This is a genomic window from Halopelagius longus, from assembly GCF_900100875.1.
GTDB lineage: Archaea > Halobacteriota > Halobacteria > Halobacteriales > Haloferacaceae > Halopelagius > Halopelagius longus.
The window spans coordinates 153,178-180,175 of the sequence record NZ_FNKQ01000003.1 but is presented as its reverse complement, the minus strand read 5'-3'; the positions used below and the strand labels follow the sequence as shown (position 1 = coordinate 180,175).

26 protein-coding genes are annotated in these 26,998 nt (G+C 68.3%); 12 read left to right on the top strand and 14 right to left on the bottom strand.

The window, feature by feature from the left end; translation table 11 throughout:
* Positions 1-9: 9 nt before the first annotated feature.
* Positions 10-348, bottom strand: a complete 339-nt coding sequence (gene pth2, locus BLS11_RS11600) for a peptidyl-tRNA hydrolase Pth2 (RefSeq protein WP_092537630.1) — start codon at positions 346-348, stop codon at positions 10-12.
* 426 nt (positions 349-774) lie between these two features.
* Between pth2 and dcd the strand changes: the two genes are divergently transcribed.
* From dcd to BLS11_RS11585, 3 genes are read left to right on the top strand one after another with little or no spacing between them, the layout of a single operon-like run.
* Entirely contained in the window at positions 775-1,386 is a 612-nt protein-coding gene (gene dcd, locus BLS11_RS11595; protein ID WP_092537628.1) for a dCTP deaminase, read from the top strand.
* Complete coding sequence (locus BLS11_RS11590) at positions 1,383-2,291, top strand: thiamine-phosphate synthase family protein (RefSeq protein WP_092537626.1); 909 nt, start codon at positions 1,383-1,385, stop codon at positions 2,289-2,291. Before dcd ends, BLS11_RS11590 begins: the two co-directional genes overlap by 4 nt.
* 28 nt (positions 2,292-2,319) lie before the next feature.
* On the top strand, positions 2,320-3,018 hold the full coding sequence (locus tag BLS11_RS11585; RefSeq protein WP_092537624.1) for a class I SAM-dependent methyltransferase: 699 nt from the start codon (positions 2,320-2,322) through the stop codon (positions 3,016-3,018).
* Positions 3,019-3,087: 69 nt separating this feature from the next.
* Here the strand turns inward: BLS11_RS11585 and BLS11_RS11580 are convergent, their stop codons facing one another.
* The gene (locus tag BLS11_RS11580) at positions 3,088-4,017 is read right to left on the bottom strand and encodes a sulfide-dependent adenosine diphosphate thiazole synthase (protein ID WP_092538586.1); all 930 of its coding nucleotides are present in this window, start codon (positions 4,015-4,017) and stop codon (positions 3,088-3,090) included.
* A gap of 126 nt (positions 4,018-4,143) precedes the next feature.
* Here BLS11_RS11580 and BLS11_RS11575 point away from each other — a divergent pair, with 126 nt between their 5' ends.
* Complete coding sequence (locus BLS11_RS11575; protein WP_092537622.1) at positions 4,144-5,973, top strand: 2-oxo acid dehydrogenase subunit E2; 1,830 nt, start codon at positions 4,144-4,146, stop codon at positions 5,971-5,973.
* A 23-nt stretch (positions 5,974-5,996) separates the two neighbouring features.
* Here BLS11_RS11575 and BLS11_RS11570 read toward each other — a convergent pair whose 3' ends face one another.
* Positions 5,997-6,356 carry a hypothetical protein gene (locus tag BLS11_RS11570; RefSeq protein WP_092537620.1) on the bottom strand — a complete coding sequence of 120 codons (360 nt, stop codon included), beginning with the start codon at positions 6,354-6,356 and terminating at the stop codon, positions 5,997-5,999.
* Positions 6,357-6,479: 123 nt separating this feature from the next.
* Between BLS11_RS11570 and BLS11_RS11565 the strand changes: the two genes are divergently transcribed.
* Positions 6,480-7,364, top strand: a complete 885-nt coding sequence (locus tag BLS11_RS11565; protein ID WP_092537618.1) for a hypothetical protein — start codon at positions 6,480-6,482, stop codon at positions 7,362-7,364.
* A gap of 15 nt (positions 7,365-7,379) precedes the next feature.
* On the opposite strand, the gene BLS11_RS11560 is transcribed toward BLS11_RS11565, so the two are convergent.
* The 3 genes from BLS11_RS11560 to BLS11_RS11550 are packed head-to-tail and all read right to left on the bottom strand — an operon-like array spanning position 7,380 to position 10,484.
* Positions 7,380-8,378, bottom strand: coding sequence for an NAD(+)/NADH kinase (locus BLS11_RS11560; protein WP_092537616.1), 999 nt, complete (start codon positions 8,376-8,378; stop codon positions 7,380-7,382).
* Between the two features lies 1 nt (position 8,379).
* Complete coding sequence (locus BLS11_RS11555) at positions 8,380-9,390, bottom strand: alpha-ketoacid dehydrogenase subunit beta (protein ID WP_092537614.1); 1,011 nt, start codon at positions 9,388-9,390, stop codon at positions 8,380-8,382.
* Positions 9,387-10,484 (bottom strand): thiamine pyrophosphate-dependent dehydrogenase E1 component subunit alpha, encoded by a 1,098-nt coding sequence (locus BLS11_RS11550; protein WP_092537612.1) that lies wholly within the window; start codon positions 10,482-10,484, stop codon positions 9,387-9,389. The genes BLS11_RS11555 and BLS11_RS11550 overlap by 4 nt, the downstream gene beginning before the upstream one ends.
* A 186-nt stretch (positions 10,485-10,670) precedes the next feature.
* Between BLS11_RS11550 and BLS11_RS11545 the strand changes: the two genes are divergently transcribed.
* A complete protein-coding gene (locus tag BLS11_RS11545; protein ID WP_092537610.1) occupies positions 10,671-11,672 on the top strand; it encodes a glutathione S-transferase family protein in 1,002 nt (333 codons plus the stop codon).
* Between the two features lie 76 nt (positions 11,673-11,748).
* A complete protein-coding gene (locus BLS11_RS11540; RefSeq protein ID WP_245698883.1) occupies positions 11,749-12,861 on the top strand; it encodes a molybdopterin-dependent oxidoreductase in 1,113 nt (370 codons plus the stop codon).
* Between the two features lie 18 nt (positions 12,862-12,879).
* On the opposite strand, the gene BLS11_RS11535 is transcribed toward BLS11_RS11540, so the two are convergent.
* The 3 genes from BLS11_RS11535 to BLS11_RS11525 form a co-directional block, all read right to left on the bottom strand.
* Complete coding sequence (locus tag BLS11_RS11535) at positions 12,880-13,716, bottom strand: 4-phosphopantoate--beta-alanine ligase (RefSeq protein ID WP_092537608.1); 837 nt, start codon at positions 13,714-13,716, stop codon at positions 12,880-12,882.
* 83 nt (positions 13,717-13,799) lie between these two features.
* Entirely contained in the window at positions 13,800-14,711 is a 912-nt protein-coding gene (locus BLS11_RS11530; RefSeq protein WP_092537606.1) for a pantoate kinase, read from the bottom strand.
* 115 nt (positions 14,712-14,826) lie between these two features.
* A complete protein-coding gene (locus BLS11_RS11525; protein WP_092537604.1) occupies positions 14,827-15,441 on the bottom strand; it encodes a hypothetical protein in 615 nt (204 codons plus the stop codon).
* A gap of 108 nt (positions 15,442-15,549) precedes the next feature.
* On the opposite strand from BLS11_RS11525, the gene BLS11_RS11520 reads away from it, so the two are divergent.
* Positions 15,550-16,062 (top strand): GNAT family N-acetyltransferase, encoded by a 513-nt coding sequence (locus tag BLS11_RS11520; RefSeq protein WP_092537602.1) that lies wholly within the window; start codon positions 15,550-15,552, stop codon positions 16,060-16,062.
* Positions 16,063-16,185: 123 nt separating this feature from the next.
* Here BLS11_RS11520 and aspS read toward each other — a convergent pair whose 3' ends face one another.
* Positions 16,186-17,490, bottom strand: a complete 1,305-nt coding sequence (gene aspS, locus BLS11_RS11515) for an aspartate--tRNA(Asn) ligase (protein WP_092537600.1) — start codon at positions 17,488-17,490, stop codon at positions 16,186-16,188.
* 153 nt (positions 17,491-17,643) lie between these two features.
* Here aspS and BLS11_RS11510 point away from each other — a divergent pair, with 153 nt between their 5' ends.
* Positions 17,644-18,408 carry a DUF4013 domain-containing protein gene (locus tag BLS11_RS11510; RefSeq protein WP_092537598.1) on the top strand — a complete coding sequence of 255 codons (765 nt, stop codon included), beginning with the start codon at positions 17,644-17,646 and terminating at the stop codon, positions 18,406-18,408.
* A gap of 63 nt (positions 18,409-18,471) precedes the next feature.
* On the opposite strand, the gene BLS11_RS11505 is transcribed toward BLS11_RS11510, so the two are convergent.
* Complete coding sequence (locus tag BLS11_RS11505) at positions 18,472-19,197, bottom strand: phosphoglycerol geranylgeranyltransferase (protein WP_092537596.1); 726 nt, start codon at positions 19,195-19,197, stop codon at positions 18,472-18,474.
* A 142-nt stretch (positions 19,198-19,339) separates the two neighbouring features.
* Positions 19,340-21,841: a DNA topoisomerase I gene (locus BLS11_RS11500; RefSeq protein WP_092537594.1), complete on the bottom strand. Its 2,502-nt coding sequence runs from the start codon at positions 21,839-21,841 to the stop codon at positions 19,340-19,342.
* A gap of 223 nt (positions 21,842-22,064) precedes the next feature.
* Here BLS11_RS11500 and BLS11_RS11495 point away from each other — a divergent pair, with 223 nt between their 5' ends.
* Complete coding sequence (locus tag BLS11_RS11495; protein WP_175454441.1) at positions 22,065-23,507, top strand: MATE family efflux transporter; 1,443 nt, start codon at positions 22,065-22,067, stop codon at positions 23,505-23,507.
* A gap of 100 nt (positions 23,508-23,607) precedes the next feature.
* The gene (locus BLS11_RS11490; RefSeq protein ID WP_092537592.1) at positions 23,608-23,796 is read left to right on the top strand and encodes a hypothetical protein; all 189 of its coding nucleotides are present in this window, start codon (positions 23,608-23,610) and stop codon (positions 23,794-23,796) included.
* Between the two features lie 147 nt (positions 23,797-23,943).
* Here BLS11_RS11490 and gatB read toward each other — a convergent pair whose 3' ends face one another.
* Positions 23,944-25,434: an Asp-tRNA(Asn)/Glu-tRNA(Gln) amidotransferase subunit GatB gene (gene gatB, locus BLS11_RS11485; RefSeq protein WP_092537590.1), complete on the bottom strand. Its 1,491-nt coding sequence runs from the start codon at positions 25,432-25,434 to the stop codon at positions 23,944-23,946.
* A gap of 58 nt (positions 25,435-25,492) precedes the next feature.
* Complete coding sequence (locus tag BLS11_RS11480; protein ID WP_217629015.1) at positions 25,493-25,930, bottom strand: hypothetical protein; 438 nt, start codon at positions 25,928-25,930, stop codon at positions 25,493-25,495.
* Between the two features lie 142 nt (positions 25,931-26,072).
* Between BLS11_RS11480 and BLS11_RS11475 the strand changes: the two genes are divergently transcribed.
* Positions 26,073-26,930 carry an alpha/beta hydrolase gene (locus BLS11_RS11475; protein ID WP_092537588.1) on the top strand — a complete coding sequence of 286 codons (858 nt, stop codon included), beginning with the start codon at positions 26,073-26,075 and terminating at the stop codon, positions 26,928-26,930.
* Positions 26,931-26,998: the final 68 nt, after the last annotated feature.

Here is a 26,998-nt window from a genome sequence, read left to right as displayed (position 1 = left end):
GCGACGATATCAGTACAGGGAGAGGTCGCCCGTCACGCGGTTCACCGCGTCCTCCGGGCCCGGTCCGACGGCGAGTGCGGTGACCGTTCCGGAGTCCAGTTGCGTGTGTCCGGCGTCGCGAATTATCGCGTGGGGGAGACCCTCCCGTTCGGCGGCGTCCGCGAGTTCGAAGAGTTTCGACTCGCCGTTGGCCTTCAGGACTATCTTCTTCTGACCGCTTCCCTTCCACTGAGAGCGCGTCCGGTCGTCGGTGTCCTCGTACGCCGAAAGCGACGCGTGCGCGACTTGGGCGGCGAGTTTCCCGCGGCCCATGCCGAGGTCCGCGCGGGCGACGATGGCCTGTTTCATACTCCCGAATCGGCGGCCGCCGACTAAAGGTGCTTCCCCTCCCACCTTTTTTCGCCCTCGGGTTCGCTTCGCTCACCGCTCGGGCAAAAAAGCTGGACCAAAAAAGCCGCTCGCTCACTCCGTTCGCTCGCGTGATTGTCCCACGACAGATATTGGGGGAGATATGGACGCGAAGGAGTGTGCAGGTGCCCGCACGGGAACAGCACTCGCGGCGTACCGACTCGTAACGTCCGGCGACCGAGTGGTCAGAAGGACTCGGTAGGTCGCCCGTTCAAGCGCGCTGGCTGACGACCGAACGGAAGGCGGCTTCGTCGCACGAAGCGAGGGAGGAGTGTTTTTGATCCGGCCTTCACCAGGGAGCCGAAGGCGAGCGCAGTAACGGGCGGAATCGAGAGATTTTACCCCCCACCGACGCGCGTACTCCGTATGATACTCTCCGACGCGGACATCCTCGAACGGTTGGGGGCGGGCGACCTCGTGGTGGACCCCATAGACGACATCGACATGCAGGTCCAACCCGCGAGCATCGACCTGCGCCTCGGCTCGGAGTTCCTGGAGTTCCAGCGGACGAACATCTCCTGTATCCACCCCAACCGGGAGGACGAGGTGAGCAAGTACGTCACCGAGACGTACGTCGAGGAGGGCGAGGAGTTCATCCTCCACCCCGGCGACTTCGTCCTCGGGACGACCAAAGAGCGAGTCGAGATTCCGGACGACCTGCTCGCGACCGTCGAGGGCCGGTCGTCGCTCGGCCGTCTGGCCATCGTCATCCACGCAACCGCGGGCATCGTCGACCCCGGTTACGAGGGACAGATAACGCTCGAACTGTCGAATCTCGGCACTGCGCCCGTCGCCCTGACGCCGGGGATGCGCGTCTCCCAACTCGTCTTTACGGAACTGAAACGGCCGGCAGACCGGCCGTACGGGTCCGAACGCGGCTCGAAGTACCAGAACCAGGCGGGACCGCAGGCCTCCCGAATCGGCGACGACCCCGAGTTCGTCGACGCGCGCGAACGCGACGCGGAGGAGGACCGATGAGGTTCGTCGAGGAGATAGTCGTCGAGGAGTTCCTCCCGACGTTCCGGTCGATGCTCGCGGAGGACCTCCGCGAACGCGGACTCACCCAACGGGAGGTGGCCGACGCCCTCGGAATCAGCCAAAGCGCCGTCTCGAAGTACGCCCACGGCGAGGTGAGTCGCCGCGAGGCGTTCCTCGAGGACGAACGGGTCGTCGAACTCGTGGACCGAATCGGCGAGGGACTCGCGACGGGCGATATGACGCCGGTGCAGGCCCTCGTCGAGGCGGAGGTGCTCATCCGCCGCCTCGAACAGGGCGACCTGCTGGCGTCGATGCACGAAGCGGAGATGCCGGGCCTCGCCGAGTACGACGGCGACCTGAGCGTCCACGACCCCGACAGCGGCCTCCGAAACGCCGAACGCGTCCGGTCGTCGGTCCGCCGCGGCCTGCGCACCCTGACGAACGCGAGCGGATTCGCCGGACTCATCCCCAACGTCGGGTCGAACCTCGCGGAGTGTCTCCCCGACGCGGCGGGCATCGAAGACGTCGCCGCCGTTCCGGGCCGGATCTTCGACGTGAAGGGCCGCGCCACGGTTCCGGGCGACCCCGAATTCGGCGTCAGCGAGTACGTCGCGTCGGTCCTCCTCGACGCCCGCCGCGGCGGCGCGGACGCCAACGCCGCCTTGAACGTCCGCTACGACGACGACATCGTCTCGGCGTTGGCCGACGCCGGCCACACCGCAATCGAGTTCGACCCCGACGCGGACTCGAACCCCATCGCCGACGAGGTGGCGGGCCGCGACGACCTGACGGAGACGTTCGTCCTCTATCAGACCGGCGGCTACGGCATCGAGGCCATAACGTACATCCTCGGCCCGGACGCACACACGGTCGCACGGACCGTCCGCGACACGCTCTTGAACTGACCGGCCGGTCCCTCCGAACCCTTCTCCCATGACCGACGGAACCGCCGCGACGCAGGCGTTCTACTCGCGGTACGCGACGGTGTACGACCTCGTCGCCCGACGGACGCCGGGCGTCACCGACCTCCGCGAGAGCGTCGTCGCCGCCCTCGACCCGCAACCGGGCGATACGGTCGTCGAGATGGGGTGCGGCACCGGCGCGAACTTCCCGCACCTCCGCGAACGCGTCGCCCCGTCGGGTACCGTCGTCGGCGTGGACTTCACGCCGGGCGTCCTCGACGTCGCCCGCGACAGAATCGAACGCGAGGGGTGGGAGAACGTCCACGCCGTCCGCGGCGACGCGACGCGCCCGCCCCTCCGCGAGGCGGACGCGGTTCTCGCGACGTTCGTCTCCGGGATGCTCGCGGACCCCGCCGCCGCCGTGCGGACGTGGGCGGACGTCGTCGGTCCCGGCGGGCGACTCGCACTGGGCGATTTGGGCCGGAGCACGTCCCCCCTCGGACGACCGCTGAACGCCGTCTTCGCGGGTCTCGTCCGCGCCACCACGCCGCCCGGCGGGGGTCGGTGGACGGAGTCGCCCGCGGCGCTCTTAGACGAACGACTCGTCGCCGCCCACTCGGAACTCGAACGCCTCTGTACCGGCGTCCGGCGCGACGTTCGCGCACTCGGATTCGCGCGGGTTCGCGGCGGGACGGTTCGGGCGGACGCCGTCGGCGACGGGAGCGGGTAACCGAAAAGCGAGAAGAGGGCCGGCACGTTCGTCAGCGGGACGGTTCTCGCTCGGCGGCGGGCGCGACGTTCAGTCGTCGGCGGGCGAGGGCGTCGCGCCGTACTCCACGGCCGGGGCGTCGCGGCCGAGTTCGTCGAGGCAGGACTGCGCCGCGCGCTTGCCCGAGAGGAGCATCGCGCCGAACGTCGGTCCCATCCGCGGGAGGCCGTGGGCGGTGGCGACGGCCATCCCGGAGGCGACGACGCCCGGGTGGACGACGCCGGTGTGTTCGACCACTTGGTCCTCGCTCTTTCCGACCCACATGGAGTCGTGGCCGGGCGAGTCGTGGCCGGGCGCGCCGTACTCGCCCTCGTCGGTCTGGTCCATGCCGGTGTTGTGCTCTTGGGCGTGTTCGATGCCCGGCGCGTCGAGTGCGCCGCGTTCGGCGAGTTTCGAGATGACGACGGCGTCGTGGCCCGTCGCGTCGAGAACGAGGTCCGACTCGACGGCGACGGGGTCCACGCACGTCAGTTCGCGCGGCAGGGCGTGGACGGGCGTCCAGTTGAGGACGACGCCGCCGACGCGGTGGCCGTCGCGGACGACGATGTCCGTGAACTCCGTCATGTTCTGGACCGTCGCGCCCGCGTCGCAGGCGGCCTTGATGAGGCCGGAACAGGCGTGGGGCCCGTCGGCGACGTACAGTCCCTCGGCCTCCTCGCTCTCGGTGTAGGGGACGCCCAGTTCGTCGAGTACCTCTTGGGCCGGGTCGCGGACGGTCACCTTGTTCATCAGGAACCCGCCGAGCCAGAACCCGCCGCCGAGGTAGTTGTTCTTCTCGACGATGGTGACGTCCACGTCGCGTTCGGCCAGTTCCTTCGCCGCGACGAGGCCCGACGGCCCGCCGCCGACGACGATTACCTCCGTGTCTATCCTGTCGAGGAACTCCTCGGTCCAGTCGGTCGCTATCGCTCGTGTGACCTGTGCCTCGCTGACGTCCGCGAATCCGTCGAAGTCTGCCATCTTGCCGGACATATCACTAGGTAGTATTACCCACTACTATAACTGTAGGGGTTCGTCGCTCGCTGCGACTCTCAGGATTTACGTCGCGTGCTACTGTTTAACATTGGACGTGATGTAGTTCGCGCCATGTCGTACGTCGTCAAGATGCCCAAGTTAGGGCTGGAGATGGATTCCGGAACGGTCGTGGAGTGGTTCGCGGAGGAGGGCGAGGAGGTGACGGCGGACGAACCCGTCGCGGAGATAGAGTCCGAGAAGACGACGGCGGAGATAGACGCGCGGGAGTCGGGCGTCCTCAGGCACGTCGGCGTCGAGGCGGGCGAGTCCGTCCCGCCGGGGGCCGCACTCGGCATCGTCGGCGGCGCCGACGAGGACATCTCCTCGCTGATGGCCGACTTCGAGGCGGGGGCCGTCGAGGGCGCACCCGACGCGGGGGAGGAGGCGGAGACGGCGGATTCGGGCGCAGAGACGGGCGGAGATAGGGGAGCGACGGCCGCGGACTCCGGCGGCGGCACCGGTTCGGGTTCCGCGGCGGACGTGAAAGCCAGTCCGCGGGCGAAGCGACGCGCCGACGAACTCGGCGTCGATGTCGGGAGCGTCGAGGGGTCGGGTCCCGACGGCGCGATTACGGAAGCGGACGTCAAGGCGGCGGCGGAATCCGGCGGCACCGGCGACGAGGAGGACGTGAAGGCCAGCCCCCGGGCGAGAAAGCGCGCCGACGAACTCGGCGTCGATATCGGACGCGTCGAGGGGTCCGGTCCGGGCGGCGCAATCACGGAGAACGACGTCGAGGCGGCCGCGGAGTCCGGTGGTGAGGCGGCGGCCGGCGAATCCGCCGAACCGGCTGTCAGCGAGGAGCGAACACTGTCGGGGATGCGCCGCACCATCGCCGACAGACTCGGGAAGAGCTACCGCGAGTCCGTCCACGTCACCGTCCACCGAACGACGAACGCGGAGGCGGCCCTCGCGGCGGCGGACGCCGCAGGAGAGCAACTCGGGACGGACGTGTCGCTGACGGATATCCTCCTGAAGGCGCTGTCGGCGACGCTCGCTGAGCATCCGGAGTTCAACGCCACCTTCCGGGACGACACCCACCGCCTCCACGAGGAGCAGAACGTCTGCGTCGCCGTCGACGTCGAGGAGGGGTTGCTCGCACCCGTCGTCCGCGGCGTCGATTCGCTCTCGCTTTCGGAACTCGCCGAGACGCGCCGGGAGGTGACCCGACGCGTCCTCGACGGCGACTACTCGATGGACGACCTCTCGGGGGGGACGTTCACCGTCTCGAATCTCGGCGTCCTCGGGGTGGAGTCGTTCGACCCGGTCATCAACCCGCCGCAGGTGGCCATCCTCGGCGTCAACGCCGTCGAAGAACGGGTCGTTCCGGACGAGTCGGGGAGCGACTTCACCGTCCGTCGGATGCTCCCCCTCGACCTGTCGTTCGACCACCGCGTCGTGGACGGGGCGGACGCGGCGCGGTTCATGGCCACTCTCTCCGACCACCTCGACGACCCGTGGCCCCTCTTAGAGGGGGTGGAGGCGACCGAACCCGAATCCGTAGAACTCCCCGAAGCGACGGCGACGGCGTCCGTCGGCCCCGACCTGAAGGGCACCGTCGAAGCGGGGTCGTTCGAGTACGACTTCGACGTGACCGAGGAGTTCGGCGGCGGCACCGCGCCGACGCCCGTGGACCTGTTCGTCAGTTCGCTGGCGGCCTGCCTCTCCGCGAGCATCGGCGTCCAAGCGGACATCCGCGACGCGGACGTGCGGAACGTCACCGTCGAGGCGGAAGCGACGCCGCCGGAGGGGTCCGTCGAGTCCATCTCGCTAACCGCGGTGCTCGACACCGACGCCGACGAGGAGAGGGTGGAACGCATCGTCCGTAACGGTGAGCGAACCTGCCACGTCAACGAACTCCTCCGCGAGGACCTGCCGGTCTCCCTAGACTGGCGGCGGGCGTGATCGGCACGGAGGCGAAATCGGAGTCACCCGGAGACGGGCGTCCAGAGACCGGACCGTAGCGCGCGACGGCCGTAGTGGAGGACGCCGACGGCTCCGAGAATGGCGAAGAAGACGGAAAGGACAGTCTTCCCCTCCGTGACGATGACGCTCAGTCCGAAGGCCGCGAACGCGGCGGTCAGAAGCAGTTGGTACGCGACCGTATCGGCGAACGGCCGCAGGCCGCCGACGGCAGCGACGGCCAAGAGGAAGGCGAGTGCGACGGCGACGGGCGCGGACGGACGGAAGTAACCGAGGCCGATTGCCACCGCCGCGAGGAGGCCGATTGCGGCACTCGATACGACCTTGACCCGCGACACCGACTCGACGAGGGACGTGGAGGGCATACGCCGAGATACGGACGGCGGCGACAAAAACGCACGTCCCGGAGACGGCGCGCCGGCCGGAAGGGAAAAACGCCGCTTTGAGTCTCCTGAAAGTACTTGACCCGGTCGGTGAAACGAACGAGCATGAACCGCCGACGGATGCTCGCACTCTGCGGACTCTGCGCCTCCGGGAGCGCGGGGTGTCTCTCGCGCGCGTCGTTGCAGTCTAGAGGCGGAACCGACCAATCGACGGACGGAGGGACCGACGAATCGACGGACGGAACGCCCGACGGGACGGATTCGACGCCCGTCTCGGGCGTCGTCGTCGATGACGCCGTCGTCAGGAAAGCCGTCAGGTACGAGTCGATGATGGGGTCCGGCGGCGTCCTCGCCGTCGAGGGGCGACAGTACGTCGTCGCGTCGGTCCGACCGCCCGACGGCCTCTCGCAGTCCGATTTCACCTTCCGCACCGACTCGGACTCGTGGAACCCGGGCCTCTCGGACACCGTCGGGGCGATAAATCGCGCCGTGGCGGGTCACGAAGGTAGCCCGGTGGGGAAGAACTTCGGCGGTAGCGACCGGTCGTACCTCGCTTTCGAGGTGCCCTCTCCCCTCTCAGCGTCGAATCCGCGGATTCGGTACGACCCGGACGACTCGGAGTGGCCGCTTCCGACTCGGATGGCCGACCGCCTCGAAGCGCCGTCCCCGCGATTCGAACTCGTCTCTCTGGAGGTTCCCGAGTCGGTGTCGCAGGGGGAGACCCTCTCCGTCTCGCTGACGGCGCGGAACGTCTCCGAGACGGACGGCCGGTTCCTCGCGGCCCTCTACTGGCCGACGAACGCGATAGCCGACGACGACGAGTCGCGCGTCGTCGAACGCGAGGTGGCCGCGGGCGAGGAGACGACGGCGTCGGTGGACATCGACACCTCGTACACTGCCTACGAGGACGGACCGGTGAGGCTGACGATTCGCGGTCACGTCGCCGCCCGACGCGACGTCGAGGTGCGGAACGCTTCGACGCCGTCCTGACGCGGAACCGACCGCCTACTCTCCGACGAAGAACCCCTCCTCCGCGGCGGCGGCGAGTGCGGCGTCCACGTCCACGATGCGCGGGCCGTCGTCCGCCGGACGAACCGCGATTTCGGCGTCGCGGACCTCCAGTTCGCGTTCGCCGTCGGCGCTGACGACGGCCGTCTCAACCTCGAAGGCGAACGACTCCTCGGCGTCGAGTCGGCGGCACTCCGCGACGCCGAGTTCGGAGACGACGCCGGGGACGGTGACGGCGCGGACGCGGCGCGACGCCTCCCCCGCGGGCGCGAATCGGATTCCGACGCCGCCGGACTCGTCGGGTTCGACGCGGTGGACGGCCCCCGCCGCGCCGGAGACGCCTATCTCGCCGGGGGCGGCGCGGGAGGCGACGCCCCCGAGGAGGCTCTCGGAGTCCAATAGGGCGCGCGTCCCGACGAACGCCTCGTCCACGACGCCGACGGTGGCGAGGCCCGTGACCGTCTCGCGGCCGGTGCGTCCGTCCACCTCGGCGACTGCGGTTCCGTGTCGGTAACTGACCGCTTTCGCGTCCGCCGCGCCGTCGGCGACGACTGCGGCGGCCATCCCCGCGACGGTGCCGTCCACCGCCGTCGGGACGACGTTGTTCGTCCCCGTCGAGACGGAGACGAGGGGCACGTCGCCGACGCTCGTCCCCGCGTCGCGGTTCGTCCCGTCGCCGCCGAGGACGACCACCGCGTCGGCCGCCTCTCGGAAGCGTTCGGCCGCGCGGCGCGTGTCCCGGGGACCGCCCGCCGGTGCGAAGTCGAGGAGTCCCGTCTCGACGCCGTCGGGGGCCGAATCGAGGATTCGCTCCGCGATGCCGGAGGCGTCGGGCATCGCGAGTACCTCCGCGCCCTCGACGACGCCGACGCCGGCGAGGACGCACTCGGCGGTGCGGCGCTTGGCGTAGTTGTTGCTGACGCTCGCCCCGCCGGTGAGGCGGCGGATGTCGCGCCCCGCCGCGGGGTTGACGACCAGTCCGACGCGGGCGGTCACGCTACACCAGTTTCTCCACCGCGCTTCGCACGTCCTCTGCGGACGGGACGACCTCTTGCTCTAAGGTCGGACTGAACGGGATGTGGGTGTCGGCCACGCCGACGCGCATCGGCGGCGCGTCGAGACTGTAGAAGCCGTCCTCCATCACGCGGGCCATCAATTCGGCGTGCGTGCCGTACGAGAGGGGGCTCTCGTCGGCGACGACGAGGCGACCGGTCTTCTCGACGCTCTCGACCAAGGTGTCCGTATCGAGGGGGTACAGCGACTGGAGGTCGATGACCTCGACGCTCGCCTGTCCCGCCATCTCCTCGGCGAGGTCCAGCGATTCGCCGACCATGCGCTGGGTGGCGACGACGGTGACGTCCTCGCCCTCTCGTTCGACGCTCGCCTGCCCGAGTGGAACGGTGTAGTTGGGATCCACCGGCACCTCGCCCTCCCGTTCGTATATCATCTTGTTCTCGAAGAAGAACACCGGGTCGTCCGAGCGAATGGCCGACTTGAGCAGGCCCTTGGCGGCCCGCGGCGTGCCCGGCGCGACGGCGAGGAGTCCGGGGAAGTGCGCGAACCACGTGTGGAGGGTGCCGGAGTGTTGACTGGCCGCGCCCATCCCGCCGCCCTCGGTGGTGCGGACGGTGATGGGCATCTCCGTCTTCCCGCCGAACATGTAGCGCATCTTCGCCATCTGGTTGATTATCTGCTCGGAGGCGACGCCGAGGAAGTCCGAGAACATTATCTCGACGACGGGGCGCGTCCCCGTGGCGGCGGCGCCGACGCCCGCGCCCGTGAATCCGGCCTCGCTGATGGGCGTGTCGCGGACGCGGTCCTCGCCGAACTCGTCGACGAGGCCGTCCGTCACGCTGAAGACGCCGCCGAACTCGCCGACGTCCTCGCCCATGATGAACACGTTTTCGTCGTCCTGCATCTCCTCGCGGAGGGCCGCCCTGATGGCCTCCCGCATCGTCATCGTCTCGGTCTGGTCTACGCCGTCGCCGGGTCGTGATTCGGTGCTCATCGGCTCTCACCTCCGTCAGACTGCGTCTGACGTGCTGCCGACTCGTCGTCGGCACCTCCGTGGTTCCGCCCGCCGTCCGTCGCGGCGGACCGCGCGAATCGGTCGATGTCCGGGACGTGCATCGAGAACATGTCCTCGTACGCCTCGTGGGGGGCCGGGTCGTCGGCCGCCTGTGCGGCCTCGACGGCTTCGTCTATCCGCTCTCTGGCCTCCTCGCGCATCGACTCGAACTCGTCTTGGTCGATGGTGCCCGCCTCCAACAGGCGGTTCTTGAAGTTCTGTATCGGGTCGCGGCCCTCGCGCCACTCGCCGATGTCCTCCTCGTCGCGGTACGGTTGGTGGTCGCCCTCGAAGTGGCCGCGGAAGCGGTAGGTGTCGGCCTCGATGAACGTCGGCCCCTCGCCGTTCGCGGCGCGTTCGCGGGCCTCCCTGACCGCTTCGTTCACCGCGACGACGTCCATCCCGTCCACGGTGAACCCCGGAATGTCGTACGCCTCCGCCGTCTCGCTGAGGTGTTCGATGTTGTGCTGTTTCTCGACGGGCGTCCCCTCGCCGAACTTGTTGTTCTCGACGAGGAAGACGGCCGGGAGGTCCCACGTCGCCGCGAGGTTGATGGCCTCGTGGACCTGCCCCTGCGCGACGGCCCCGTCGCCGAAGAACGCAAGCGCCACTTGCTCGGAGTCGCGCATCTGCGCCGAGAGGGCCGCGCCCGTCGCCAACGGCGGGCCAGCGCCGACGATGCCGTTCGCGCCGAGCATCCCGGCGTCCACGTCGGCGATGTGCATCGACCCGCCCTTGCCGTTGCAGTAGCCCTTCTGTTTGCCGTGCACCTCGGCCATCATCCCCTCGGGGTCGAGTCCCTTGGCGATGCAGTGGCCGTGACCCCGGTGCGTCGAGGCGATGAGGTCCTCGTCCTCCAACGCCGCCGCCGCGCCCACGCCGACCGCCTCCTCGCCGATGTAGAGGTGGACGAACCCGGGCAGTTCGCCGTCCTCGAACAGTTCGCCCACCTTGTCGTCGAACGCCCGGATGGTGAGCATGCGCCGGAGTACCTCCCGTTGCCCGTCTTCCGTATCCATGTCTATTGATACCATGATACATGGGCGTATTCTTCATTATCGGTCATAAACGTCACTGAACCGATGGATTTCCGCGACTGTGCTCTCCGCTGACTTTTCGCTCCGTCCTGTGCGGCCGTCGCCAGACCGCCGAACGGTTTACCCCGTCGAGTTCGTACGTCGCGCCATGACGACACGTACGACCCGCGGAGGTGGCCGTCGGTGAACATGCTCGTCGACGGCGAGTGGCGAATCGACGCCTACGAGTCCACGAACGAGGAGGGCGAGTTCGACCGGCAGGAGACGTCGTTCCGCGACCGAGTTCGGGCGGACTCGGACGCCGAGTTCCCGGCGGAGTCGGGGCGCTACCACCTGTACATCTCGCGGGCGTGCCCGTGGGCGCACCGCGCGGCGATGACGCGCCGCCTGAAAGGGCTGGAAGAGGCGATATCTTTGTCCGTCGTCGAACCCGTCCGCATCGACGACGGGTGGGAGTTCTCCGAGGAGTACCCCGACCCCCTCTACGGCGAACCGTACCTCCGCGACATCTACACCCGCGCGGACCCCGAGTTCACCGGACGCGTCACCGTGCCCGTCCTCTGGGACAAAGAGACGGAGACCATCGTCAACAACGAGTCCCGGGAGATCATGCGCATGCTCGACACGCAGTTCGAGGCGCACGCGACGCGGGACGTGGACCTCTGGCCCGAGGGCTACCGCGACGAGGTGGACACCGCCTTGGACGCAATCTACGAACCCATCAACAACGGCGTCTACCGCGCCGGGTTCGCCGAGACCCAAGAGGCGTACGACCGGGCCGTCTCCGACCTGTTCGACGCCCTCGACCGGTGGGAGACGGTCTTAGACGAACAGCGATACCTCGTCGGCGACGTGTTGACGGAGGCCGACGTCGCGATGTTCGCCACCCTCGTCCGCTTCGACCACGTCTACCACACGCACTTCAAGTGCAATCGCCGGCCCATCCACGAGTACCCGAACCTCTGGAACTACGCGAAGGAACTGTACCAACTCCCCGGTATCGAGGAGACGGTCAACTTCGACCACATCGTCCGGCACTACTACCGCAGTCACGGCGACCTGAACCCGAAGCGACTCGTCCCCGTCGGCCCGGATATCGACTTCGGCGCGCCGCACGACAGGGACCGACTGGAGACGAACCTTCCCGCGGACCTGACGGGCGACGCCGCGCGCGCGGACGACTGACCGAAGCGCCGGTGTCGGCCGCCGCGAACCTTCCTCGCCGACGAGTTGATTCCGCTCCGGCCCCCATCTTCGAGACGTGCTCTCACGACTCCGGTCGGCGCTCGCCGACGCGGAACCGCCGCCGCGACTGGTGGACTGGTCGCTACTGGCGTGCGTCCTCGTCGAGTTCGGAAGCGGCGTCCTCAGCCTCGGGGCCGGACGCCCCGACCACTGGCCGGTGTTCTACGTCCACTCCGTCGTGGGCGTCGCGTTCGTCTTCCTGTTGTTCTTCAAACTCCGCCGGGTGAGAAATCGCGTCACCGACGCCCGCCTGTGGGACCGGGCGACGGTACTCTCGGTTCTCACCGCGACGGTAGCCGTCGCCGCACTCGCCACCGGTGTCTGGTGGGTCCTCGGCGGTAACGCCCGCGTCCTCGCGTACTGGAACCTGCTGAACCTCCACGTGGGACTCGGACTCCTCCTCCTGCCCCTCGTCGTCGCGCACCTCGTCACCCGATACCGGCCGCCCCGACGGGCGGACTTCGAGGGGCGCAGGACCGCCCTCCGGTACGGCGCGCTTCTCGTCGGGGGTGCGCTCCTGTTTCGCGTTCAGGAACTCCTCGCCGTCGCGTTGGAGACGCCGGGACGACGGCGGCGCTTCACCGGGTCGAAACCCGTCGAGGGCGACGGCCTCGAACCCGAGGGGGAAACGGGCGACGGCAACGCCTCGTTCCCGGTGACCAGTTGGGTCGCCGACGACCCCGACCCGGTGGACGAGGCGTCGTGGCGTCTGCGCGTCGGCGGTCTGACCGATTCGACGCTGGAACTGTCGGCCGACGAACTCGCGCCCGACGCCGAACGGCGCGTCCTCCTCGACTGCACCAGCGGATGGTACGCCGAACGCGACTGGCGTGGCGTCCGCCTCGGGTCGGTTCTCGACGCGGCGGCCCCCGACGACGACGCCCGGTGGGTGACGGTCCACTCGGTGACGGGCTATCGGTGGTCCTTCCCGATAGCGGAGGCCCGCGAGATGCTACTGGCGACGCACGTCGGCGGCGAACGACTCACCCACGGCCACGGCTTTCCGCTCCGTCTGGTCGCGCCGGACCGCCGGGGCTTCCAGTGGATAAAGTGGGTCGAAGCGATAGAGGTGCGGCGTCGCCGCGACGCCGCGCAGTGGACGGCGGTACTCTTGAGCGGATTCCGGTAGCGAACGTCCGCGTCGGCCTCAGTTGTCCGTCCGCGCCGCCTCTGCGTCCGCGTCCGCCTTCGTCTCGGCGTCCGACTCCGCGTCCATCTCCGTCTCCGTCTTCGCGTCGTCCAGCGAACCGCTCCGAATCGCCTCCTCCGCCGCCGCGAGGGCGCCGTCGGCGTCGAACTCGGCGACGATTCGCTCCAACTCCTCGCGGGGGGCGTCGCGCAAGTCTCGCGCGTGCGCGGTGATGTTCGGAATCGCCCGCATGATGTTGTCCACGACGGGCACCGCCGCGGTCTGTGCGGACCGCGAGAGGGGGTTGAGGTCTATCACTATCTCCGTCTTCCCCATCGCGCCGAGTGCCTCCGCCCTGTCGCCGTCCTCCAGGGGCACCAACACCACGTCCGCCGCGCCGATGCCGTCGGCGTCCACCTTCGCGCGTTCGTGGTCGAGTCCCGGAATCCGACCGTCCGCGGCGAGTCCCTTCACCTCCGTCGCGCCGTGGTCGCGGAGGTGGTCCGCGATGGCTTCGAGTCGCTCCTCCGTCCGATTGAACAGGTTCACCTCCACGTCGGCGTCAACCGCCGCCGCGAGTTCGACCATCTCGCCGGGGACGAGTGCGGCGACGTTGCCGTTCACAGAGAGGACCGGGTGCTCTGCGAGGAGGAGATGCGCCGCCGCCGCGCGTTCCGCCTCGTCGGCCGCCGGATGCGTTCGCTCCCCGAGGAGGTAGTCGAACGCCTCGCCGCGCCCCTCCGCGATGAGGCCCTGCTTGCTCGTGATGCCCTTCTCCACCCCTTCCTCGATGCGGTGTCGCGTCAGGAGCGACTGATACCGCGGGTGGCTCTCGGGAATCTCGATGTCGCTCATTGCCGGTGATTGGTTCGAAGCGGTGAAAAACGAGGCGATGCGTCCTCGGCGGTCGGGTCGTCGCCACTCGGCGGCGAGACGGCTCACTCCCCCGGCAGGAGTCCCGCGCCCGCGGTGTGAACGTCGCACACCTCGGGGTCGTACCCGGCGTCCGAGAGGCCGGTGCCGAACGCGAACACCGTCTCGCCGAGCATCGCCATCGACGCGTCGCCGCCCGCCGCCCGCACGTCGTCGATGGCGTCGGCCACCCGGTCGGTGAGCAGTCCGGCCTCGCGGGCGAACCGCCGCGAGAGGGCGACCATCCGCGAGGCGGTGGGTTCCTCGCGCAGGTCTTCGAGCGCCGACTCCCCCGCGGCGGTGAGCGCAGTCGTGTCGCCGGAGAGCACCGCCGCCGTCGAGAGTTCGCCGAAGGTGACGTACTCGACGCGCGGGCGTTCGGGGATGCCGTCCAACGCGCCGTGCCCCGGCGCGCCGGGGTCGAGGCGGATGGGGAGGCCGCCGCGGGCCTGCGCCACCACGTCGCCGAGGCCCGTCCCGGCCTCCACCTCCGCGCGGTGGGCGACGGTCACGAGTTCGTTCTCCGAGCGCCCGCGCCCGAACAGGACGTTCGCCCCGAACGCGACGCCCAACGCGACGGCACCGCTGACGCCGAACCCCGCGCCGACGGGAAGCGGCGTCTCCGCCGCGACGCTCACCCGGCCCTCGTCCACGCCGAGTGCGTCGAGGACGCCTCCGACGGGGGCCACCCCGACGCGTTCGCCGTTCAACGTCACGGCGGCGGAGCGCACCTGCCGCGTCGCCGCGCCCGCCTCCGGGTCGGTTTCCGTCCTGCCGTCGTCGCCTCCGCGTTCGTCCCGCCGAACCGTCACGCGAACCCCGTCGGTGAGCGTCACGCCCGCGCCGCGGGACCCCGCGACAGCCGGGTCCTCGTCCGGGTGCGCGCTGAAGAACCCCGTCACGTGTCCGGGGACGAACGCCGTCGCCTCGTCGGTCATCGTCTGCTATTGACCCCCCGAACGTTATGTCTGGTACGCTTCGAAGTCGGCGCGAGCAACGGCGGTTCGGCGGCGTCTCGCCTCCGCGCATCGCCCCTCGCGCCGTTTCGTTCTCTTACCGCCCGCTCACGTCTTCTCGGTCGCCCTGCCCGACCAACCGAACCCGCGCCTCCGGATGCTGCTCTGTGTCCTCCTCGAAGACGCCCTCGTCGTGGAGGCGATTTATCTCGCTCGACACCTGCTCTCGCGTCATGTCGCTCATGGCGTTGACGGCGTTCACCAAGTCCGGTACGGGGATGCCGCTTCCCGCGCCGCCGTGGTCGAACGCGGACTCGGAGTCGTCTATGTCGGCGAGCATCACCTCGACGTACCGGACGACGTCGGTCTCTCCGTCGAGTTCGTCGTGCCACCGCGGCGGGAACGCGCTGACGCGGTCCTCGCCGACCCAGTACACCGCGTCGGTCCCGGCGAAGGTGTCGGAATCGACCGCCTTCCCGTCCAGTCCCTCGCGCACGCCGTCGGGGTCGAAGTCGTAGCCGTTGCGAGCGAGGTTCTCGACGTACGCGACGAGGCGGTCCACGGGGACGCCTCTCTCGTCGGCGTACGCCTCGTCGTACTGTTCCACGAGGACGACGATATCGCCCACGAGAACCGTCTCTCTGTGTCCCGCCACTTCGTCGAGAACCGTCTCCGAGAGGTCCGGATTCGACGGCGGAGGTGCGTCGCTCATTGTACCGGAACGAGGGCCGCTGCGTGCAAGAGTGACACGGCCGCGGAGTGCCGCGGGACGCGACGATGTGCGCGAAAAACCGATTACGCGGGCGGGTCACCTCCCGATATGTCCCCGCCGCTGCGCCTCAGACGCTACCGACCCGAAGACCACGACCGCGTTCTCGAACTCCACGAGGAGGCGATGCGCGACGTCGGATCCTTCGTCGAAGGTGTCCCCGACCTGGACCTCGAAGACGTCCGGGGGGCGTACCTCGACGGAGGCGGTGAGTTCCTCGTCGGCGAGGCGGACGGCCGAATCGTCGCGATGGGTGCGTTCCGCTCGGCGGAGGGGTACGTCACCGATTTCCTCGACGACCTGCCCGAGACGACGGCGGAACTCAAGCGGATGCGCGTCGCCCCCGACCACCAGCGTCGCGGGTACGGACAACGGGTGTACGAGGAACTCGAACGCCGCGCGCGGCAACGAGGCTTCTCCGACATCGTTCTCGATACGACGCCGAAACAGGTCGGCGCCCGGCATCTCTACGAACGCAACTCGTTCGAGGAAGTCCTGCGGGACCGCGTTCGAGTGGCGGACGAGTCGTTCGAGATTCTCTTCTACCGGAAGTCGCTCGACTGAAGATGAGCGTTCGACGGCTCCCGACGCCTTCGCCTACGGGCTCTGGCGTTGTCTGTCCCGCGGGAACTCACTCGCAAATCGGAGATTTGCTCGCTGTTCCCACGCTCGTATCCGCGGCGTCGCCTACGGCGACAGCCGCTGTCGGTCTCGCGGGAACAACACGGCTTCTCGGATGTTGTCCAGACCGAGCATCGTCATGACGAGGCGTTCGCCGCCGAGGCCCCATCCGGCGTGCGGGGGCATCCCGTACTTGAACATCTTCGTGTAGTAGTCGAACGACTCGGGGTCGAGACCCTGCTGTTCGAAGCCTTCCACGAGGTGTTCGTAGCGGTGTTCACGCTGCCCGCCGGAGACGAGTTCCATGCGCGGGTGCATCATGTCGAACCCCGTCGAGAGCTGTTCGTCGTCGTCGTGGTCCTTGATGTAGAACGGCTTTATCTCGGAGGGCCAGTCGGTGATGAAGTAGTGTTCCCCGACGTCCTCGCCGAGTGCGCGTTCGCCCTCGGTCGGCAGGTCGTCGCCCCAGACGAGTTGCTCGTCGAGTTCGCCTGTCGCGTTGATTCGCTCGATGGCCTCCTCGTAGGTGAGGCGGGGGAACTCGCCCTCGGGCACCTCGAAGTCGTCGGCGATGCCGAGCGCTTCGAGCCGCTGTTGGCAGTTCTCGGCGACGCCCTCGTAGGCGGCCTTCACGACGTACTCGCAGGCGTCCATCGCCTCGGTGTGGTCGAAGAACGCGGACTCGAAGTCGATGGAGGTGGCTTCGTTCAGGTGCCGCGGCGTGTTGTGTTCCTCCGCGCGGAAGATGGGACCGACCTCGAAGACGCGTTCGAGACCGGAGCCGATCATCAGCTGCTTGAACAGCTGCGGCGACTGGTTCATGAACGCCTCCTCGCCGAAGTACGTGATGGGGAACAGCTCGGTGCCGCCCTCCGTCCCGGTGGCGACTATCTTCGGCGTGTTGATCTCGGTGCAGCCGAGTTCGCGGAAGGCGTTCCGGACCGACCGCAGAATCTCCGCGCGAATCTCGAAGACTGCCTTCACTTCCTCCTTGCGGAGGTCGAGCGTTCGGTTGTCGAGCCGAGTAGAGAGTTCCGCGTCCACCTTCCCCGAGGGGTCGAGGGGGAGTTCCGTGTCCGCCTCCGCGAGGACGTCGATAGACTCGGGAACGACTTCCACGTCCGTCGGCGCGCGGGGTTCCTCTTTCACCTCGCCCGTGACGGAGATGACGCTCTCGCGGTGGACGCCGAGACCCGTCTCGACGAGTTCCTCGTCCATCTCGTCTTTCTCGAACTTGACCTGAATCTTCCCGCTCTTGTCGCGGAGGATGAGGAATGCGATGCCGCCGAGGTCGCGGACCTCGTGGACCCACCCCGCGACGGTCACCGCGTCGCCGGGTTCGGCGTCTGCCGTGTACGTTCGGTTCTGCATGTGTCCGGATTTCCGCCGGCGAGTCTTAAAAACGGTCGTTTCACCTCGGAGTGAGAGTGCTAAGCACACTTCGGCGCGTCCGCCTCCGCCGCCGGTCGTCGCCGCCCGCCGCGCGGAGGTTTATATGCGGAGACGGGACCACTCCGGGCCACGATGAGACACACCCTCGACGTCGCGATGGAGTCGCTATCGACCGCGGAACGCCGAACAGAGACGGTAATCGTCGGATCGTTGCTCACGCTCGGGTCCGCAATCGCGCCCGTACTCTGGATCCCCCTCGTCGGGTACGCCGTCCGCGCCGTTCGCTCCGCGGCCGAGTCCGAGACGGCCCTTCCGACGTTCGAGGGGTGGGACGGCCTCCTCCTCGACGGCGGCCGGGCGACCCTCGCGGCGGTTCCGCTTCACCTCCCCGGACTGGTCGTCCTCCGGTTCGCCGTCGGGTTCGACCGCGCGCGTCTGACCGCGCCCTATCTCTTCTCGGACCTCCGACGCGGCGTGCTTCCGGGTCTGGACTTGTTCGTCGGTCTCCTCGCCGTCGTCGCCCTCGAAATCGCCGCGGGCTACCTCTCTCTCGCGGTCCTCGTCGCCGTGGCGCGACGCGGTTCGCTCGGCCCGGGTCTCGTCGCAACGACGAGCGAGATAGCCCGCGACGGCGCGTTCGCTCGAACGTCCTCGCTCGCAGTCGCGGTCGGGACCGTCGGACACGTCCTCGGCGGCGTCGTCGCCGCCGTTCCGATTCTCGGCGGACCCGCGAGTGCGGCCGTCTCGTTCCTCGCAGTCGCCGTCGGCGCGTCGGTTCTCGGCGGGCGGTTGTCCCCGAGAGGCGACGACGACCGACGGGACGGCGACGTTCGATCCCCTACTGCGTCTTCTGCGTCTTCCGCGTCCCCCGCACCGAACCGCGGCGTTCGCGACTGACGCCGTTCGTAAACGGCGTTTACGGACGCGAGGGTCCGCGGAGTTAGCGGAGAAAGAGACCGCTCACTCGGCTTCGAGTTGTTCCGCGTGGGCGTCGTTGACGCCTTCGACCGTCTCGCGGACGGCGTCGACGCCCTCGTCGTGGAGGAGGTCGCCGACGACGATGGTGTCGGCGTGCTTGCCCATCTCGTAGGCCGCGTCGTAGTCGCGGATGCCGCCGCCGTAGAACAGCGTCGAATCGTCGAGAGCGTCCTGCGCGGCGGCGACTTTCTCCGTGTCGCCGAACATGCCGGAGTACTCGACGTAGATTATCTCCTGTCCGAACATCTTCTCGGCGACGGCGGCGAAGGAGGCGACGTCGTCTGCGCTCTGTTCGGTGTCTGCCTCCGTCAACTCCGCGACGGACGCTTCGGGGTTCAGAACGATGTACGCCTCGGTGGTCGTGCGTTCCCAGTCGAGGGGGCCGTCGATTCGGACCCACTCCTTGTGCGCGCCGGTGACCCAAAACGACGAGTCGGCGTTGAACACCGTCGGGATGAGGTAGCCGTCGAGGTGATCCGACTCGATGACGACGCCGGGGTTCGACGGTTCCTGATACAAGGGCACGTCGTACTTCGCACACGCGTCGACGACGCGTTGCATCTTCTCCGTCGTGATGTCCAACGTGCCGCCGATTTCGATGGCGTCAGTTCCGGTGGCGCAGACGTCCTCGAACGTCTCGCCCTCCACGAGGTCCTTGTCGGGGTCTACCTTCAAGACGTGGTCCCATTCCGTCCATGGCCCGGTCATTGGACCTACTTCTCCCCGGAGGCGTTAAAAATGGCGCGGATGAGCGAGTCGGATGCGTTGCGATGGCATCCGTCCTTCTCTAAACTACTTTCACCGAGTGAGGCGCGGCATCGCCGCGCCCGTACAGCGTAAAAGGTGGGTTTCAGTCCGCGTTCGCCTGCCACTCCCGAACCGTGTCGGGTCCGACGCCGTCCACCGCGTCAGCGAGGGCGTCGGGTTCGGCTTCCTTCAGCGCGCTCACGTCGCCGATACCGGCGTCTTGGAGTTTCTCCGCCGTCTTCTCGCCGATACCTTTCACGGCCTCGAGCTCCGAGCCGTTCTGTTGGGCTTGGTACTCGCGGTAGTTGCAGATGGGACAGCCGAGGTCCCACGGTTCCCTGTCGCCGTCGTAGGTGATGCGTATCTTCGGCAGGTCGTGTTCCTCGCAGGAGTCGTCCGTGACCTCCACGTCGCCCCGCCGCGGGAGGGGAAGCGAGTAGTCGCAGTCGGGGTAGCGCGTACAACCGACGAGGCGCGACCCCGAGCGGAGGCGCTTGATGGCGAGTTCGCCGCCGTGTTCCTCCCCACATTCGGGACAGGTGCCGATGACCAAGTCCTCCTGTTCGTCAGCCTCCTCGGCCTTACAGAGCGGACAGCCGTGGACGAACGTCTTCCGACCGGCGAGCATCTTCACGTGGTTGAGCTCGTGTTCGTCGCAGGACTCGTCCATGATGAGGGGCTTGCCGGTGGACGGAAGCGGGAGGGTGTAGGTGCAGTCCGGATAGGAGTCACAGCCGATGAAGTACGACCCGTGTCTGCTCTTTCGGACGACCAAGTCGCCGCCGCACTCGGGACAGGTTCCGACCGTCTTGTCGGCTTTCAGCGACTCTTGGAGGTGTTTGCCCACCTCCTCGCCCGAGGACATCAGCCCCTCGAAGACGTCTTCGAGGATGTCGCGGGACTCGTCTGTCACCTCCTCTAAGGTGGCTTCGCCCCGCGCGATGGCCTGCATGTCCTGTTCCAGTTGGGCGGTCATCTCCTCGCTCACGATGAGTTCCGCGAACTCCTCGCCGGCCTCGACGACCGACCGCGCCAGTCGCGTCGGTTTCGGCGGGTCGCTCTCGATGTAGCCGCGGTCGTACAGTTTCTGGATGACGTCGTGTCGCGTCGCCTTCGTCCCGATGCCCATCTTCTCCATCGTCTCGATGAGGCGCGACTGCCCGTATCGCCGCGGCGGTTGGGTCTGTTTGGCCTCGATTCGGGTGTCCGTCACCGCGAGTTCCTCGCCCTCCTCGACGTCGGGGACGAACGACTCGCTGGAGTTGAAGTACGGGTAGACGGCGTGGTAGCCCTCTTTCACGAGACGCTTGCCGTTGGCCTTCAGCGAGAGGCCGCCGGCGTCCGCGACGACGCGGAGATGCTCCCACTCGGCGGACTCCGCAACCGTCGCGAAGAACCGGCGGACGACGAGTTCGTACACCTCCCACTCGTCCTCCGAGAGGTCGGAGGGAGAGGGGAGTTCGCCCGTCGGGTGAATCGGCGGGTGGTCCGTCGTCTCGTTGTCGCCGGCGGTCGGTTCTATCTCCTCCTGTTCGAGCAACGAGTCCGCGTCGTCGCCGAACGTCCGGTGGCCGCTGAACTCCGAGAGGAGTTCCTCGGGGTCTAAATCCTCCGGGTAGACGGTGTTGTCCGTCCGGGGGTACGTCATGTACCCGGCGGTGTAGAGGTCCTCCGCGATGCTCATCGCTCGCTGGGCGGAGTAGCCGATAGAGCCCGCCGCGCGGATGAACTGCGTGGTGTTGAACGGCGCGGGCGGGTCGTCGGTCCGCGTCCGGCGGCGGACCGACTCCACCGTCGCCGCCGACACCTCTTCGAGCGTCTCGTAGGCGGACTCGGCGTCGTCGCCGTCCCAGACGCGTTCGGCCTCGTTGCCGTCCTCGTCCAGATAGAAGTACTGCGACTCGAAGCCCTGCCCTTCTTTCTCCAAGTCGGCGAACAGTTCCCAGTAGTCCTCGGGGTCGAACGCGTCTATCTCGCGTTCGCGGTCTACGATCAACTTCAGCGTCGGCCCCTGCACCCGGCCGACGGAGATGAAGTCGTCGCCGAGTTGGCGGGCCGAAAGCGAGAGGAAGCGCGTCAGCGCCGCCCCCCACACCAAGTCGATTATCTGCCGCGCCTCGCCCGCGGCCGCGAGGTCGAAGTCCAGTTCGTCGGGGTTCTCGAACGCCTCCGTCACCTCGCGGTCGGTGATGGAGGAGAAGCGAACCCGGTCTACGGGCACGTCCTCGTTGACGTCGCGGACGAGTTCGTACGCCTCCTTGCCGATGAGTTCGCCCTCGCGGTCGTAGTCGGTCGCGATGACGACTCGGCGGGCGCGCCGCGCGAGGCGGCGCAACGCGGCGACGATGTTCTCCTGCGTCGGGTGCTTATCGACGGGTGCGTCGATGAGTTCGACCGGCTCTACGTCTCGCCAGTCGTTGTACTCCGGCGGGAAGTCGACGCCGACGACGTGGCCCGACAACCCGATGCAGCGTTTGCCGCCCCACTTGTAGACGTTCACCCCGTTGACCCGCTCGGCCTCCGCGGACTCGCCGCTCAGGATGTCGGCGATACGCCGAGCGGCGTTGTCCTTCTCCGTGATTATCAGTTCCGGGCCGTTGCTCATCGGGCGGCGATATGTGAGGGGGCGGCCTAAACCTTTCGCGCCGAACCCGACGGAATCGGCCGACAGCGACGGCGTGCGCGCGAGAACGGGCGTGCGCGCCGGGCGCGACGCGCCTCGCGCGCACACGCGAGACGGTAGTTCCCGCACTCGCGTACCGGAACCCCCGGGCGACCCCCAACTCCTACGTGCTCACGCCTCCCACTCGACGGCACGGAGTACACCCGTGTCCGGACGAGAGAACCGAATCGACGTGACGACGGGCGCGATAACGCCCAAGCTGTTCTCGCTGTCGTGGCCCCTCGTCGCGGGGAACCTCCTCCAGACGTTTTACAACCTCGCGGATATGTTCTGGGTGGGGCGCGTCGGGCCGGAAGCCGTCGCTGCGGTCTCTCTGATGTTCCCGACGGCGTGGATGTTCGTCTCCGTCGCCATGGGCGTCACCGCGGCGGCCGTCGCCCTCGTCTCCCAACACGTCGGCGCGGGCGACGACAGGGCCGCGGAACGCGTCGTCGGCCAGACGGTCCTCCTCGCGGTCGGCGTCGGCGTCGCCCTCGGAATCGTCGGCTACCTCGGCAGACACCCCCTCTTGACGCTCATCGGCGCGCAGGGGCGCGTCTACGCGGAAGCGCTCGCGTACGCCGAGGTGTTGTTCGTGACGCTCCCGTTCACGTTCCTCTTTTTCGCCTTCCGGGCGGTCCTCCGCGGGGCGGGCGACACCCGGACGGCGATGTGGTTGGTCGTCGTCAGCGCGGGCCTCAACGTCGTCGTCGACCCGATTTTCATCCTCGGGTGGGGTCCGTTCGTCGACCCGATGGGGACGCGCGGGGCGGCCGTAGCCACCCTCATCGCCCGCCTCGTCGCCGCGGGCACGGGCGTCGCCGTCCTCCTCCACGGCGGGTGGGGGGTCCGCCTCCGAATCACCGACTTACGACCCGACTCCTCCCTCCTCCGGAAACTCGTGGACGTGGGCTACCCGGCGACGCTGGACGGCCTCGCGCGGAGTTTCGCCGCTGTCGCTCTCGCCGCACTCGTCGCGCGGTTCGGGGCCGTCGCCACCGCCGCGTACGGCATCGGTCTGCGCCTCATGTCCGTCTCGTGGACCGTCTCCGGGGCCGTCGGGCAGGCGGCGGCCACGGGCGTCGGCCAGAACCTCGGCGCGGAGAAACCCGACCGCGCCGCGGAGGTGACGTGGAAGGCGACGGCGGGGACGATGGCCGTCCTGTTCCTCGTCGGCGGCGTCGTCTGGGCGTTCCCGGCGACGTTCGTGCGGGTGTTCATCGACGACGCCGCCGTCGTCGAGGCGGGCGTCGTGATGCTTCGGATAGTCGCCCCCTTCTGGGCGTTCCTCGGCGGTCTGATGGTCGTCCAAGGGGCGTTCCGCGGGGCGGGCCGGACTCGCGTGTCGATGGGCCTCTCTATCGTCTCGCGGTGGGTCGTTCGGTTCCCCGCGGCGTTCGTCCTCGCGTACGCCCTCTCGTGGGGCGTCACCGGACTCTGGTGGGCGCTCTCGCTTTCGGGCGTCGTCACCTTCGTCGTCGGCGTCGCGTGGTTCCTCCGCGGCGAGTGGCGCACCGCAGTCGTCAATACCGACGCGCCCGGCGACGTGCGCGACGACGCACCGCACGCGGACGACGACGGCGTCGCGGAGTCGCCCACCGACGACTGACTCTTCTCGTCGTCGCCGTCCTCCGTCGAACCGGTCCGGACGCGGGACTGTAACCTCGGCCGCACAAAAACGTCAACCCGTCTCCGACGGATGATGTCGCATGGCACACAGTCCAGATCTGCCGGAGCGATTCGTCTGCACGAACTGCCACGCAATCTTCGCCGGCACGCCGGAGGGAACGGGGGACTCGGCGGACTTTCGCGCGCCGAACTCCTGTTCGGCCTGCGGCGAGACGGCGTTTGTCAGCATCGAACGGTTCGTCTACCACCACCGAAACGAAGGCGTCTGAGGGGTCGGCGTCACCAGAACGCTTCGCGTTCTGGTTGGCGGACGAGACGCAAAGCGTCTTGTCAACGTCACCGGACGCAGTCTCGCCGTCTTCCGCGTCCGCGCCCGCGTCGCCGCCGAACCGCGACACCCCGGAGCGACGGCTATCTCACTCGTCTAACCGGTCGCGGAGCATCTGGTTCACCGCGCCGGGGTCGGCGCTTCCGCCCGTCTTCTGCATGACCTGTCCGACGAGGAAGTTTATCGCGCCGCCCTCGCCCTCGTAGTAGTCTTCCACCGCGTCGGGGTTTTCCTCTATGGCCTCGCCGACGGCGACTTCGACTTCGTCCTCGTCGGCCTTCCCGAGGCCCTCGGACTCGATGACGTCGTCGGGGTGCGCCCCCTCGTCGAGCATCTTTCGGAGGACTATCTCCTCGGCGTTCTTCGTCGTGATGTCGCCCGCGTCCACGAGTTCGACCAGTCGGGTGAACTCGTCGAGTCTGTCGTCGACGTCCGTGATAGCCATATCGCGGTAGTTGAGTTCGCCGAGTAGGTTGTCGGCGACCCACGTCGCGGCTAGGTCGGCGTCGTACGCCTCGGCGACTTCCTCGAAGAAGTCCGCGACTTCCTTCGTGGAAGTGAGCTTCGAGGCGGACTCGGCGTCTAAGCCGTACTCCTCCTCGAACCGGTCGCGGCGGGCGTCGGGCAGTTCCGGAATCGATATCTTCTGTTTCCAGTCTGCGACTTCGAGGGGCGGTAGGTCCGCCTCGCGGAAGTAGCGGTAGTCCTTCTCCTCTTCCTTCGACCGCATGGAGACGGTGATGCCGCGCGTCTCGTCCCAGTGGCGCGTCTCCTGTTCGACGGCGCGTCCGCGTTCGATGGCGTTCTTCTGCCGGGTTACCTCGTAGGCGAGGGCCTTCTCCGCGCCCTTGTGACTGGAGATGTTCTTCACCTCGGTGCGGTTGGCCGCTTCGAGGGTCTCCTCGGTCAGAGAGCCGTCCTCGCCCATCTCGTCGGCGGGCACCATCGAGATGTTCGCGTCGATGCGGAGCGACCCGTCGCGCGTCGCGTCGAAGACGCCCAGATACTCGAGGACCTCCTCCAACTTCGCGAGGAAGCCGCGGACCTCCTTCGGACTCCGGAAGTCGGGCTTCGTCACGATCTCCATCAGGGGCGTGCCCGCGCGGTTGTAGTTGACGAGCGTGTAGTCCGCCGTGTCGATGCTGCCGCCCTTGTGCTGGAGGCTTCCGGGGTCCTCTTCGAGGTGGGCGCGTTCGACGCCGATTTCGCGGCGCGTCCCCTCGACGGACACTTCGAGGTGGCCGTCCGAGCAGATGGGCGCGTCGTACTGCGTGATCTGGAAGTTCTTCGGCAGGTCGGGGTAGTAGTAGTTCTTCCGGTGGAAGCGAGTGTGCTCGGCGATGTCGGCGTCTAACGCCTTGCCGACCTTCACCGCCGCCTCAACGGCACCTTCGTTCAGCACGGGAAGCGCGCCCGGCAGACCCAGACAGACGGGGCACGTCCGCGTGTTCGGTTCTTCGTCCTCCGCCGCGTCGGTCGAACACCCGCAGAAAATCTTGGTGTCCGTTTCGAGTTGGACGTGGACCTCCAACCCGATGACGGTGGCGAGTTCGCGCTGTTGGAGCGCCTTCGCGGTCATTACGCGGGATTTGACGGCACGCGGCTAAAGACTAACGGGACTCGTCGCGGGGCGGCGGTCACCCGTCCGTATCGGTGTCGGTGTCCGACCCGTCCGTGTCGGTGTCAACCCCGTCGGCGTCCGCGTCGGGTCCGTCCGAATCGCCGTCCCCGCCGTCGCTATCCGAGTCCGTATCCGAATCGCCGTCGGAACCGGCGTCCGAGTGGCCGTCCGCGTCCGTCCGCGACTCGGCTCGGACGGCGGTCTCCGAAGACGAGTCCGACTCTTCCCCGACGTCGACGCCGAGACCGTACAGGACGAGGGGCGGACAGACGTACGCGGCGATAGCCAGCGCCACGAAGAGCGGATCGATGAAGATGAGCAGTCCGAACCCGGTGAGTGCCGCGGCCGAAGCCGTGTGAATCGCGGTGTGGGTGTACCTCCGGTAGTACTTCCAGAATCCGTGCAGCCACCGGTACGCCGCCGCCATCGGGCCGCCGTCGGTTGCCGTCTGCATACGTACGTTTCGGGCGACACGGCGAAGAGTCCTCTCCTCGCTCTCGGTGGTTGGCCAACGCTCCGTACGCATCGGCCGAGACTCGCGCCGAACTGCGTCGAAGCGCAAGCTAGTTGTCCCGCGGGCGACGATTCGCGTTCCGATGCGCGACTCTCTCGGCGCGGGTGCCGCAGTCGAGGTGCTCCGGGCGGTGCCGTTCGCGTCGCCGCCGGAGCGAACGCTCCACCTCGACCTGTACCGGCCGGTACCGCCCCGCGGCGACGCCGCCGACGCCCGCCGGGCGGTGGTCGTCCTCGTCTACGGCGGCGAGTGGCGCGACGGCGACAGAGACGACCTGTCGCGGTTCGGTCTCGCCCTCGCCGAACGGGGGTTCGCCTGCGCCGCCGTCGAGTACCGCGGCAGCGACGAGGCCGCCTTCCCCGCGCAGATTCGGGACGTGAAGGCGGCGATTCGCTGGCTCCGAGCGAACGCGGACCGGGCGGGCCTCGACCCGAACCGGGTCGGCGCGTTCGGCCACGCCGCCGGCGCGCACCTCGCCGTCCTCGCCGCCCTCACGCCCGGGCGCCCCGAACTGGCGCCGGACCCTGACCACCTCGTCGGTGAGGCGTCGTTCGACGGCGAGGGACCGGCCGACGCCCTCGCCGCCACCGTCGGCGTCGCCGGACTCTACAACTTCGAGCACACCCCCGAACGGGAGTCGATACGGTCGCTCCTCGGCGGGTCGCGGTCGGAGGTGCCCGAGGCGTACGAACTCGCCTCGCCCTCGACACACCTCCGAAACGCGGGGTCGGACGACGCCTCGCCGATTCTCCTCCTGCACGGCGCGGAGGACGACGTGACGCCCTCGATGGCGTCGGAACTGTTCTACGACGGCCTCGAAGCGTCGGCGGGCACCGCGGAGTGCGTCGTCGCGGAGGGTGCGGGCCACGACGTTCACCTCGAACAGTTCGACTGGACGCTGGCGTGGACGGAGGCGTTCCTCGACCGTCACCTTCGCTGATTCGTCGCCGCGCAGACAAGAACTGTCAAGTTGCGTCTACGTGTCTGACGTACGTTTATGTGACCTCC